At 61.9% G+C, this 11,993-nt stretch carries 10 protein-coding genes; 6 read left to right on the top strand and 4 right to left on the bottom strand.

Features of this window, described 5'->3' with window-relative positions; translation table 11 throughout:
• Positions 1-64 precede the first annotated feature (64 nt).
• The 6 genes from CUJ91_RS24980 to CUJ91_RS24955 all read left to right on the top strand — a co-directional run bounded on the left by CUJ91_RS24980 (position 65) and on the right by CUJ91_RS24955 (position 8,027).
• The gene (locus CUJ91_RS24980; RefSeq protein ID WP_244231021.1) at positions 65-1,993 is read left to right on the top strand and encodes a hypothetical protein; all 1,929 of its coding nucleotides are present in this window, start codon (positions 65-67) and stop codon (positions 1,991-1,993) included.
• Positions 1,994-1,995: 2 nt separating this feature from the next.
• Positions 1,996-3,306: an MFS transporter gene (locus CUJ91_RS24975; protein WP_114157422.1), complete on the top strand. Its 1,311-nt coding sequence runs from the start codon at positions 1,996-1,998 to the stop codon at positions 3,304-3,306.
• Positions 3,307-3,455: 149 nt separating this feature from the next.
• On the top strand, positions 3,456-4,481 hold the full coding sequence (locus CUJ91_RS24970) for a porin (RefSeq protein WP_114157421.1): 1,026 nt from the start codon (positions 3,456-3,458) through the stop codon (positions 4,479-4,481).
• Between the two features lie 282 nt (positions 4,482-4,763).
• On the top strand, positions 4,764-5,705 hold the full coding sequence (locus CUJ91_RS24965; RefSeq protein ID WP_029968888.1) for a helix-turn-helix domain-containing protein: 942 nt from the start codon (positions 4,764-4,766) through the stop codon (positions 5,703-5,705).
• A gap of 129 nt (positions 5,706-5,834) precedes the next feature.
• Complete coding sequence (locus CUJ91_RS24960; RefSeq protein ID WP_244231019.1) at positions 5,835-7,016, top strand: lactonase family protein; 1,182 nt, start codon at positions 5,835-5,837, stop codon at positions 7,014-7,016.
• Between the two features lie 57 nt (positions 7,017-7,073).
• Positions 7,074-8,027 carry a LysR family transcriptional regulator gene (locus tag CUJ91_RS24955; RefSeq protein WP_006050422.1) on the top strand — a complete coding sequence of 318 codons (954 nt, stop codon included), beginning with the start codon at positions 7,074-7,076 and terminating at the stop codon, positions 8,025-8,027.
• On the opposite strand, the gene CUJ91_RS24950 is transcribed toward CUJ91_RS24955, so the two are convergent.
• The 4 genes from CUJ91_RS24950 to CUJ91_RS24935 form a co-directional block, all read right to left on the bottom strand.
• Complete coding sequence (locus tag CUJ91_RS24950) at positions 8,008-9,687, bottom strand: thiamine pyrophosphate-binding protein (protein ID WP_006050421.1); 1,680 nt, start codon at positions 9,685-9,687, stop codon at positions 8,008-8,010. The two genes, CUJ91_RS24955 and CUJ91_RS24950, sit on opposite strands and share 20 nt — an antisense overlap.
• 149 nt (positions 9,688-9,836) lie before the next feature.
• Positions 9,837-10,235 (bottom strand): hypothetical protein, encoded by a 399-nt coding sequence (locus tag CUJ91_RS24945; RefSeq protein WP_006050420.1) that lies wholly within the window; start codon positions 10,233-10,235, stop codon positions 9,837-9,839.
• 11 nt (positions 10,236-10,246) lie between these two features.
• Positions 10,247-10,915 carry an RraA family protein gene (locus CUJ91_RS24940; protein WP_006050419.1) on the bottom strand — a complete coding sequence of 223 codons (669 nt, stop codon included), beginning with the start codon at positions 10,913-10,915 and terminating at the stop codon, positions 10,247-10,249.
• On the bottom strand, positions 10,912-11,952 hold the full coding sequence (locus CUJ91_RS24935; protein WP_114157419.1) for an amidohydrolase family protein: 1,041 nt from the start codon (positions 11,950-11,952) through the stop codon (positions 10,912-10,914). Before CUJ91_RS24935 ends, CUJ91_RS24940 begins: the two co-directional genes overlap by 4 nt.
• Positions 11,953-11,993 lie beyond the last annotated feature (41 nt).

Below are 11,993 nucleotides of genomic sequence, written 5' to 3'. Positions count from 1 at the left end.
GGAGCGAACGGAGGTATCGAGGAAATAAAACCGCTTGATCATAAAACTCATGGAGGCATTCGCTGTGTATCTCACTTCGTCCTTAAAGAAGCTTCTCGCGTGCATCGCCATCGGGGCTGTCTCGGTTTCCGCTTCGGTTTCGCTTGCCGTTGCGGGCACCGCGGGCACGGCGCCGAAAGGAACCTTGTTCCTCAACCGGGTCGGCCCCGTCAGTTCAGAGTTGTACATATCGAATGCCGACGGTACTGGCGAACGCAAGCTGATTCCGAGTACTGGCTTCGACTATCACGCGTCCTTTTCGAAAGACGGCCAGTGGCTTGTGTTCACGTCCGAGCGCGACGGCGCTGGTCAATCGAATCTGTATCGCGTGAAAGTGGACGGCACCGGTCTCGAGCGGCTAACCGATCACATTGCCGTCGACGATGCGGCCGTCTTCTCGCCGACGGACCCGAACGTGATCGCGTTCGTCTCGTCGCGCCGCGGCAACGACGGCTTCGGCACGACCAACGTGTGGACGCTGAACCTATCGACGGGCGCATTGAACAACGTGACGGGCTCGCTCGGTTTCGATCCGACGCGCCCGCATGGTTACTTCAGGCCGTCATGGTCGCCGGACGGCAAATGGCTCGCGTTGTCTTCGGATACCGGCTCCGATTGGCGCGGCCACAATCTGCCGACGGGCTGGGAGCGCACGCAGGAAAGCAGCATCTATATTGTCCGGCCAGACGGTTCCGGCTGGAAGAAAATTGCCGGCGTTTCCGGCTATGACGAGGGTTCGCCGTCGTGGTCGCCAGATGGCAAGCGCGTGGTGTTCTATGAAACGCCGGTGGAATCGACATGGGGCGCGCACCGTCCCGAGTCGATCAACTCGGTGAGCTCGCAACTGGTGTCTGTGGATATAACGAGCCTTTCACGAACGACGCTCACCTCCACGGCGGGCTTCAAGGTCTTTCCGCAATATCTGAATGCGGCCACCGTCGCGTATCACGTCAAGGGCGGCTCGACCGAAGGGCTTTATACAACGGCAGGTACTTTCCACTCGACAGCCAATACGGGTATCCGCTCGCCGCGTTATTCGCCCGACGGCACGAAGCTGGTCTACGAAAAAGTCGCGTTTAGTCCCGCACGCGCCAATGGCACGCCGCTCTTCAGTTTCGACCCCGCATGGAAGTACACGTATCTGGATGTATTCCCGCAATTGTCGAGGGATCGCGCGAAGCTCGTTTATACGGAGAAGGCAATTAATTCGTCGATTGCCGTTGCGAATCCCAATCTGTCCGGTTACACGCGCATTTACGATCCGGCCACGAGCGGCCTCGACCCCGCTGCCATCGCGCAGGGTCTCGCCGGCGCATTTCAACCGGCCTGGTCGCCCGATCGGCAGTGGGTCGCTTTCGGCGTGGGCAACTGGTTTTTCACGCGCAGTACCGGCCCCGCGCAGATCATGCGTATCAAGGCCGACGGCAGCATGAACGGCCAGGCTGAAGCATTGACAGACGGCTCCATCAATTCGGGCTTTCCGAGCTACTCGCCGGACGGCAAGAAACTCGTGTACCGCGTGTGGAGCGACGCGGTTCAGGGGCTGCGCATTCTCGACCTGGCCACGCGCAGCACGACTGTGTTGACGAGCGGCGCCGACAATCTGCCGGGCTGGTCGCCGGACGGCAGCAGGATCGTGTTCACGCGCAAGCAGATCGACGCCACGAATCCAAACCGGTTCAACTACGACGTGTTCACGATCCGACCGGACGGCACGGGCCTCACACGGCTCACGACCGACGGCTCGAATCAGGGGCACGCCGTATGGACGTGGGACGGCCGCATCGCATATAGCTCGGGAACGTACGGCTTTCGCGACGAACTCGCGCTCTACGACAACAGCTTCCAGCCCGACGGCCAGAACTGGGTGATGAATGCGGACGGCAGCAATCAGCGGCCGATCACGGATACGCTGTGGGAAGAAGCGATGCCGCTATACATTCCGACGCTGTGAGCATGGAGACGAATCAGTTGACGCACAGACGCGCGGGCGCTGAAAACCCCTGGGGCATCCTCGTGCTTCTCGCGCTAGGTCTGCTGATTTCTTTTGTCGATCGCACGAGCCTTTCCGCTGCGCTCGCGGACAAAAGCTTTGTCCGGCATTTTGCGCTGACGAGCATCGAGCGCGGCTGGCTCAATTCCGCCGTCTTCTGGTCTTATGGCCTGTTTCAGATGCCGATGGGCTGGCTCGTCGATCGCTATGGCGTGAAGTGGCCGTATTCCGTGTGCTTCCTGCTGTGGTGTCTGGCAGCCGCGGCCACCGGCATGGTGACGACATTGTCGGCGCTGATCGTGATGCGTCTGCTTATCGGCGTTGCGGAAGCGGTGGTGGTGCCGGCCACCTATCGCTATCTCGCGAACAACTTCGCGGAAACGCAGAAAGGCACTGCATTAGGCATCTTTTCGATTGGCGGCAAGATGGGGCCCGCACTCGGTGCGCCTATCGCGGCGTGGATGATCGTCGGGTATTCGTGGCAACTGATGTTCATTGCAACAGGACTCGTCGGACTCGTCTGGTTGCTGCCCTGGCTGCTGATGGTGCGAAACGATTACCCGTCGCGCGATGAACTTGCGGCGGCCATGCATCGGGCCGCTTCGGTGCCGCTCCGTAATCTGCTGGCGAGCCCTGTCGTATGGGGCGGGCTCGTCAACAATTTCTGCTACAGCTACTTCGCGTTCTACTGCATGACATGGATGCCTGCCTATCTGGTGGAACAGCGCGGGCTTTCGCTGGAGAAGTCGGGCGTTTATACGTTTTTTAGCTTTGCGGGGATCGCGGTCGTGGCGGCGCTCGCGGGGTTCGCCGCAGACCGCATGATCGCGCGCGGACACGACGCCGTGTTCGTGCGCAAATGTTTTATCGTGGCGGGTTTTATCGGCGGCACGACGGTTCTGCTCGGCGCCTATGCGCGTACCGCGGACATGGCGCTCTTCTGGAACGTAGCTTCGCTGTCGCTGCTGGGGCTCGTCACAGCGAACAATCTCGCGCTGTGCAAACTGACGTTGATTCCAACTCAGGCCGTCGGCTTGAACACCGGGCTACAGCAGGTCGCGACCAGCCTGGCGGGAGGTGTATCGGCGAGTCTTTCGGGCTGGCTTCTGCACGTTGGCGGAAGCTACGAACTGCCGATGATGGCGATTTTTATCTTCCTGTTAATGGGCGCGGCGAGCACCGTCATTCTGCTTCGCCGCGAATGGGCGCCAAAAATCAACGAGGTCGACGAGGCGCTTTCGCTCGAGCCAGTACTACCCAAAAAATGCCAGTGAAACTGACTTTTGTGTAGGGACGCGCCACCGCTCATTCAATACGCTTGATAGCGCACAGCGACCGTAGCGACCGTAGCGACCGTAGCGGCCGTAGCGACCCTGGCGGCCGGGATCAGGCTCGCACAAACAAACTATAAACAGGAGACGAAATGAAAAAGACCATCATGGGTTTATCCGTGATTGCATCGGCATGCGCTTTCAATTCTGCATACGCGCAGTCGTCGGTCACGCTGTACGGGGTTATCGACAACGGCATCGAATACCGGAATTCCGCTGCGGGAACGGTTCTTCGCGCGGTGTCCGGCGGACTGTTCGCAAGCCGGTACGGCTTGAAGGGCAGTGAAGACATAGGTGGCGGTCTGCACGTCAATTTCCAGTTGGAGCAGGGCTTCTCCGGCGTGACAGGCGCGGCTTCAAATTCGGCCGCCGCTTTTAACCGGCAGGCGTGGGTCGGTCTATCCGGCGCATTCGGCGAGACGCGCTTTGGCCTGCAAAACACGCCTCAGTACATCTTTATCAACCCCGAGCTCGACCCTGTGGCGGTCATGAGCATTGGCTCGCCAATGAATAACTTCAACAGCCTGACCTTGCGCGTGAACAACGCGATTTCTTATTTCACGCCGACGGTGTACGGCCTGAGCGCGCAGTTCATGGTGGCAATGCGCGATTCCACCACGAAGCCGACGAACGGATTCCAGTTCTATAACGCGGCGCTTCGCTACGAGAACGGGCCTTTTCGCATCGCCGCAGGTTACGAACAGGCGGCGAACGCCGCGGGAACGTCCACACTCAAACTGTTCAACGCGGGGGCGTCTGTCGCTGTAGGGGCCGCGCGGTTCTATCTGGCGTACCACACCGAACACCAGACCGATAACAGTATCAAACGCGATGTGTATGAGGCATCCGGTTCTTATGCATTCAGTCCGGCCGCGCAGTTTTCAGTCATGTATGGCTATGCGCATGACCGGACCGGGCAGGGCAATAATGCGCAGCAGGTCGGTCTGACGTACGCCTATTCACTGTCGAAACGCACGACGCTGTACGGCTCCGCAGGCTTCATCCAGAACCGCAATCAGGCGCGCTTCACGCTCAACGGCACCGGTTATACGGGCCTTGCCGTCGCGCCGGGCGCCGACACGCGCGGCGCGATTATCGGCATGGTGCATCGATTCTGATCGCCGCCGCGCTGCGCGTTCGGGTAAATAGCAGGGCGCGTGCTGTTCGAAGATATGCAAAAATCTACGGCGCTCTCGTGGGTTTTTTCCGCTGTTAGCGCTGCTGCAAACTCGCGCATGCGCACCGCAATTCGTGCCGCGTCCATCTTCTCACGCACTTCGCGGTTCCACTCGCCATACGCCACGAGCAGCATGCGGTTATCCGCATCGCGCTGCCCGATGGCTCGCGAAACCGGAATGCTGATAGTGGGCGCGTGAATCCGTAGCGGCCAAGGAGACTTTATGACAAACAGTGCGTCGGCAAAGTATCAAACGCGGTCCGGTTCCAAGGCGAAGCTGACAACTGTTCCGAAGGTTCGTCTGTACGTTGAGCGCCCTGAAGAACGGGACTGGTTCGTGCACGTTGGACATGTCACCGAACGAGGCCGCTGGCGAACCGAGCCTCACGCACATCCGGCCTACGGGCAAGTGATATTCGTGCGCAATGGGCGCGGCGTGATGAATCTGGAAGGCAGCAGCGTGCCGTTCGAAGGGCCGTGCGCATTGCTGTTGCCGACCGAGTGCGTGCATGGTCTCGACTATGAAGTCGATGCCGACCGCTGGGTCGTCACGATCGAGGTCGCCTATCTGGCGCAGGTGAACGCCAGGCTTCACGAATTCATCGCACTGTGGGCTGCGCCGCGCGTGATTCCGCTTGCCCATTCCGCAGAAGCGGGAATGGAGTTCTGCAGCTTGATCCACAGCCTGAAGGAAGAAGTGGAATCGGATGCGACCGGCCATGTGGTCGGCACCGAAGCGCTGCTCACCATGCTTTTGCTCAAGCTGGTTCGCGAGGCGCGCCTCGATGCGGCGCACGAAAGCTCGACTCGCAACGACATTCGGCTCGTCGAACGTTTTCGCAAGCTGATCGATGAACACTTCCGCGAGAATCTGCCGCTGCAGGACTATGCATCGATGATGGCGGTGTCTCTCGTGCAACTGCGTGCAGCGTGCGCGTCGGCGACTGAGCAAAGCCCGACCAAGATGATCCACGCCCGCATCATTACGGAGGCGAAACGCAATCTGATCTTCGGCGACATGTCGGTGGAGCAGATTGCTTTTGGCCTCGGTTTCGCCGATGCCGCGTATTTCACGCGCTTCTTTCGCAGGGAAGTCGGTCAGGCACCCAGCCAGTTTCGCGTGGCCGCGCGGCAGCAGCCTCATCGCAAGGCTTCGTCACAGTAAGCGCCTGGACAACGCAGCGCGTGCAGCGAAAAATGCCGGCGAATCGTGCTTTTATGCAGGGACGTACCGCGGTGAATCGAATAGTCTGGAAACATCTCTAGTTCACTCAGGTCTCCAGATTCGTCGCCCATGACCCAGCCTTTAACGAGAATCAGGCGTACCCAATACGTTAAAACCGGCGCGTTCGCTGTACTGATGTCGCTCGCGGCGGCATTGAGTGCGTGCAGCAGTGCGGGCACATCGTCGCAAGACGCGCGCACGGAACTCGTGTACATCGGCACGCAGGACCGCCAGATTCACGCCATGCGCTTCGATACGTCCACGGGCCGCCTCACGACGATCGGCAAGGTTGCCGAGGGGCCGCGCTCCACATGGGTCGCCGCGCATCCGGCTTTGCCGGTGCTCTACGCGGTCGACGACGACAACACGAAAGAAGGGCGCGTGATCGCCTACGCGGTGAATCGCTCGAACGGCGCGCTCGCCAGAATCAACGAGGTTGCGACGAGAGGCAGCGGCACCACGAACCTGTACCTGGACATCCCGTCGATGACGTTGCTCGCTGCGAACTACGGCGGCGGTTCGGTATCGAGCATCGCGGTCAATGACGATGGAAGCCTGGGCGCGGTCGTCAGCACGGTTAAGGAGACCGGTTCGGGCCCGAACCGCAGGCAGGCAAGCGCGCATGCGCATAGCGCGGCAGTCGATCCCTCGGGGCGGTATGCACTTGTTCCCGACCTCGGCGCCGATCGCGTGTTCGTTTACGGCTTTGACCGCGCGGCGCACGCGCTCGTGGCCGACGACGCCACTCCTCCGCGATCGTTCGCTGCGCCGCCGGGCAGCGGGCCGCGTCATATCGCATTCGGCGCGAACGGTCAGTTTGTCTATGTGATCAGCGAATTGTCCGCGCAGGTGCTGGTGTTTCGTTGGGACGCACCGCAAGGGCGCTTGACGTTGCGGCAGTCGTTGCCGGTCAGCGGCGAAAACTTCAAGGGCACGCCGAGCGGAGCGGAAATCGCGGTCAGCGGCGACGGACGCTTCGTGTACGCCGAAAATCGCGCGGAGAATCTGCTCGCGGTCTATCGCGTCGATGCGGCCTCCGGCGAACTGTCGCTGGTTCAGCGCATTTCGTCGGGCGGTGAGAAGCCGTGGGCATTCGCGATCGATTCGTCCGGAAAGTGGATGCTGGTCGCGAATCAGCGCAGCGGCACAGTGAACGTGCTCGCTATCGACAATGCTTCTGGCATGCTGTCGCAGACCGGGCAATCGGCGAGCGTGCCGTCTCCTGTGAGCATAGCGTTTGTAACGCGGTGAACGGTACGACGCACTCGCGCAGTACGGCTAACTATTCCGGCTAACTACTCCGCGTCCATGAACTCAGACGATCTCGCCCTGTTCGCGCGCGTCGCGAAAACCGGCAGCATCTCGCGCACCGCGATGGAGCTGGGCGCGAATCAGTCGACCGTCAGCCGGCGTATCGGCATGCTCGAAGCGGAGCTCGGCGTGCGGCTCTTTCGCCGTAGCGGCCGCGGAGTCGGGCTCACCGCGCGTGGTGAACAACTCCTCGGTTACGCGCTCGCGATGGAAAAGACGCTCGACGAAGCTCGCGTCGCGATGCAGGACAGCGCCGCGCGCGGGCCGGCCACGCTCGCCGTTGCCGCGCAGCCCACCATCGCGCGCATGATGTTCGGCAGTCTCGGCCATCGTCTGAAGGCGCGCTATCCGGCCACGCGAGTGCGTTTCGTCGAAGGACTCGCGACTCATCTTCTCGGCTTGCTGAACGACGGCGAGATCGATCTCGCGATCATGTACGTGCCCGAGCATCCGGGCACAAGCCAGTTCGATGCGCTGCTGTCGGAGCAGGTGTGCCTCGTGACGCCCGCCGCATCGCCGGTGCCCGACGGGCCGTTTGCGGTCAGCGGGCTCGCCGGCGTTCCGTTGATTCTGCCGAGCACGCATCACGGACTGCGCGTGCTCGTGGAATCGCTTGCGGCGCGGCACGGCTTTGCGCCTATGATCGCCCTCGAATGCGATGGCTCGATATCCATCACGAAGCGCCTCGTGATCGAACGATGCGGCGCGACTGCGCTGCCCGCAGCCGCCGTCGTCGACGAAGTGGCATCGGGCACGGTGAAATGTTTTCCGTTGACGGACCCCGTCGTGCAGCGGGAAGTCGCCATCGCGTGGCCGCAAAACCGCGTGATGCCGGAAGGCGTATGGAACGTCGCGCAGATGATCCGCGATCTTGCCGCGGATCTCGTCAGCGACGGCACGTGGCCGAATACGACGTTGCACGCGGCCACGCTCATGCACTCAGACGGCTAACCGGCGTGATCTGCCGCGGATCGGTGCGCAGTTCGATCAGCGCCGCGACGCCGGCCTGTTGCGCGCGCTCGAACGCAGCGGGGAAATCCTCGGTACGTTCGACGCGCTCCGCGTGTGCGCCGAACGCTTTGGCTAGCGCGACGAAATCCGGATTCGCGAGCTGGGTCGCCGAGACGCGGCCCGGATACTCGCGTTCCTGGTGCATGCGAATCGTGCCGAGCATCCCGTTGTTGACGACGATGACGATAAGCGGCGCGCCGAACTGTACGGCGGTGGCGAGCTCCTGCGGGTACATCATGAAACAGCCGTCGCCGGCGAAGCAGACCACGCTGCGTTGCGGATCGCGCAGCTTGGCGGCAATGGCGGCGGGAAAGCCGTAGCCCATTGCGCCGTTCGTGGGAGCGAGCTCGGTCGCGGGCATCCTGTAGCGGTAGTAGCGGTGCACCCAGACCGTGTAGTTGCCCGCGCCGTTCGAAATGACGGCGTCGTCGGGCAGCACTTCGTTCAGGTGGCCGACCACATGCGCGAGATCCACACCCGCAATTTCCGGCGATGGCGCGGGCGGCGTCGAATGAGCCACGTAGTCGGCGCGCGCGTCCTTCGTCCATTGCGCCCACGCATGCGAGCTGACCGGCGCGACGCTATCCAGCGCGAGCGCGAACTCGCGCAGGCCGGCGTTGATCGGCAAGCGCGCCTGGTAGACGCGGCCGAGTTCCTCCGGATCGGGATGCACATGAATCATCATCTGCGCGGGCGTCGGGCTTTCGAACAACGTATAGCCCGACGACGTCGTCTCCGCGAGCCGCGAGCCGACCACGATCAACAGGTCGGCGGTGCGCGCGCGTTCGGCGAGCTTCGGCGATACGCCGAGGCCGAGCTGGCCGACATAGTGCGGATCGCGATTATCGAAGAGGTCCTGGCGGCGGAACGAGGCGGCGACGGGTAGATCGTTCGATACGACGAAGCGTCCGAACGCGGCGGTTGCGTCGGCATCCCAACCGGTGCCGCCGACGATCGCGAGCGGCCGCGACGCGCGTTCGAGTAGCGCGCGCAGTTCACTCAGCGCGTGCGCCGTGGGCGCCGCCTCGACGACACGTGCCGCGGGGGCATCGGCTACGGTTGCCGATCCGAACAGCACGTCTTCGGGCAGCGCGATCACCACTGGACCGCGGCGCCCCGACATCGCGATGCTGAATGCCTTCGCGAGAATCTCGGGAATGCGTTCGGTGCTGTCGATTTCCGTGACCCACTTGGCAATCCCGCCGAACATCTGGCGGTAGTCGACTTCCTGGAATGCGCCGCGGCCCATGAAGTCCCGTTCCACCTGGCCGATGAACAGGATCATCGGCGTGGAGTCTTCACTGGCCGTGTGCACGCCGTTGCTCGCGTGCGTGGCGCCGGGGCCGCGCGTGACGAAGCAGATGCCGGGGCGGCCGGTGATCTTGCCGTATGCATCGGCCATGTTCGACGCTGCGCCTTCATGGCGCGTCGTGATCACGCGGATGCCATGCGCGTCGTGCAGCGCGTCGAGCACCGGCAGATAGCTTTCGCCGGGAACGCAATAGACGGTATCGACGCCGTTGCGCGCGAGCGCATCGACGAGAATGCGTCCGCCATTGCGCGGTTGTGCAACGGCATTTGCATTTGCATTGTCAGACATGGATTGGGGTTCCTCGTTGCCGGTTCGCGGGACAAACGCGGCTTCAATGTGAGCGTTGCGTCACGGCATTATGCGGTTGCCGTTTGCGCTGCACATTGCGAGGGATGCATAGCAGTTATGAGTTTGGCGGCTGGTGAGTGCCTGGCCGATTAAGACTCCAGCGGCACGTCTTCAACCAGCCCGGCTTTTACAGCGCGAATCCTGCGATCGACGAAATAGCCGCCGCCTTCCGTGTAGTGCAGATAGAGACGTCCGCATAACTTGCATTCCCATACCGCGCAGCGGTTGTATGGAAAGTAGCGTGGTGCAATAGGCGCATCGACGGACCAGTAGGTCGTCTTGCCGGGGAGATACTCGCTGAAGGTCGGCTCTATATAGTCTTCAGTAGAAAGCGTACCGATTTCCCCGAACTGCGTTTCATCGAGTGACAGCGGTTGCGATTGCCAGCCGTCGAGCGGCGTCTTCATGCACGGGCAGGGCGCGCTTGCGCGTGCTTCCGCGGCGCGCGCGAGTTCAAGAAGCGTTGCAGCGTTCAGATATTGCGCCATGAGGCTCACATTCAGGTGTTCATCATCCTGTCGCGTTGCGGGGCCACCCACGAGCGGTCGAAATTGCCTTCCGCAATCGACTTCAAGGCGGCCGTTTCTTTCGCATGTTGCCGGCGCGCGCCTTCGATAACGGCGTCGACATCGGCGGGCGCGATTGCGAGCAGGCCGTCTTCATCGCCGACAATGATATCGCCTGGACGGACCACCATGCCGCCTACCGTGACAGGCACATTGATTTCGCCAGGGCCGTTCTTGTACGGACCACGATGCGTGACGCCGCGCGCATACACCGGAAAATCGCGCTGACGCAACGCGCCGACATCGCGGATTGCGCCGTCGATCACGAGTCCTTCGACGCCGAGGCTTTGCGCGAAGCTCGCCATGATCTCGCCCATCAGCGCCTGCGTAAGGTCGCCCGCGCCGTCGATCACCAGCACGTCGCCGGGCCGGCAAAAATCGAACGCGCGATGAATCGCGAGGTTATCGCCGGGCCGCGTATGCACGGTCACCGCCGTGCCCGCGAGAGGCTTCGGCCGATGATACGGCCGCAGTCCGATCATGCCGCTCGCTCGCGCCATGTTGTCGCTGAGCAGCGAGACCGCGAGCTCGCGCAATGCGTCGAGCGTCGCGGGCCGAGCCTGCGGTGCGGACTCAAATTCCCGCCATCCTATTGGGTTCATGCAATCGCTCCTTGCGCCGCGAATTGTCGATCGAGTTGACGCGAAAGCCGCGGGTACACCGCTCGCGCATTGTCTTCGTAGATACGTTGCCGGTCCGCGTCGCTGAGCCAACCGATTGCATCGATGTAGCGGCGCGTATCGTCGTAATAGTGGCCGGTTTCCGGATCAATGCCTTGCACCGCGCCTATCGTTTCCGACGCGAACAGAATGTTCTCTACCGGAATGACTTTCGCGAGCAATTCCGCGCCCGGCTGGTGATACACGCACGTATCGAAGAACACGTTGTTCAGCAGATAGTCGCGCAGCAGCGGACGCTTCATGTCCTGCGCGAGACCGCGGTAACGTCCCCAGTGATAGGGCACTGCTCCGCCGCCGTGCGGAATGACGAAGCGCAAGGTGGGAAAGTCGGCGAACAGATCGCCGGTGAGCAACTGCATGAACACGGACGTGTCGCCGTTGATGTAATGCGCGCCCGTCGCGTGTAAATTCGGATTGCACGATGACGACACGTGGATCATCGCGGGCACGTCCAGTTCCACCATCGCTTCATAAAGCGGATACCACGAACGATCCGTGAGCGGCAGTCCGGACCAGTGTCCGCCGGATGGATCGGGATTCAGATTGCAGCCGATAAAGCCGAGTTCTTCGACACAGCGCCGCAATTCGTCGATACAGTTCGCGGGCGGCACGCCCGGCGCTTGCGGCAACTGGCATACGCCGACGAAATTGCGCGGAAACAGCGAACACACGCGATGCACGAGGTCGTTGCATTCGCGCGACCAGTGCGCGTTCGCTTCGGCGGTGGCCAGATGGTGACCCATGCCTGCGGCGCGTGGCGAAAAAATCGTGAGGTCCGTTCCGCGCTCGCGTTGAATGCGCAGTTGGCCCGTTTCGATGCTTTCGCGGATTTCGTCGTCGCTAATGTTGGGGCGTGCCGGTGGCATGTGACCGTCCTTTAGCGCGGCGATCTGCTGTATGCGCCATGCTTCATGCTGCGGCGGCGAGGTCGTGTAATGCCCGTGACAATCGATGATCATGTCTGCAAGTACCTTCGTTCTGGTTGTCGCAAGGGTTATTC

This window comes from Paraburkholderia graminis (assembly GCF_003330785.1).
In the GTDB taxonomy this organism is placed as follows: domain Bacteria; phylum Pseudomonadota; class Gammaproteobacteria; order Burkholderiales; family Burkholderiaceae; genus Paraburkholderia; species Paraburkholderia graminis.
This window is presented reverse-complemented; position numbering and strand designations above follow the sequence as displayed.

Coding starts and splice junctions, on each gene's coding strand:
- CUJ91_RS24975 (WP_114157422.1), top strand. CDS start 1,996: ATGGAGACGAATCAGTTGACGCACAGACGCGCGGGCGCTGAAAACCCC.
- CUJ91_RS24970 (WP_114157421.1), top strand. CDS start 3,456: ATGAAAAAGACCATCATGGGTTTATCCGTGATTGCATCGGCATGCGCT.
- CUJ91_RS24965 (WP_029968888.1), top strand. CDS start 4,764: ATGACAAACAGTGCGTCGGCAAAGTATCAAACGCGGTCCGGTTCCAAG.
- CUJ91_RS24960 (WP_244231019.1), top strand. CDS start 5,835: ATGACCCAGCCTTTAACGAGAATCAGGCGTACCCAATACGTTAAAACC.
- CUJ91_RS24955 (WP_006050422.1), top strand. CDS start 7,074: ATGAACTCAGACGATCTCGCCCTGTTCGCGCGCGTCGCGAAAACCGGC.
- CUJ91_RS24950 (WP_006050421.1), bottom strand. CDS start 9,687: ATGTCTGACAATGCAAATGCAAATGCCGTTGCACAACCGCGCAATGGC.
- CUJ91_RS24945 (WP_006050420.1), bottom strand. CDS start 10,235: ATGGCGCAATATCTGAACGCTGCAACGCTTCTTGAACTCGCGCGCGCC.
- CUJ91_RS24940 (WP_006050419.1), bottom strand. CDS start 10,915: ATGAACCCAATAGGATGGCGGGAATTTGAGTCCGCACCGCAGGCTCGG.
- CUJ91_RS24935 (WP_114157419.1), bottom strand. CDS start 11,952: ATGATCATCGATTGTCACGGGCATTACACGACCTCGCCGCCGCAGCAT.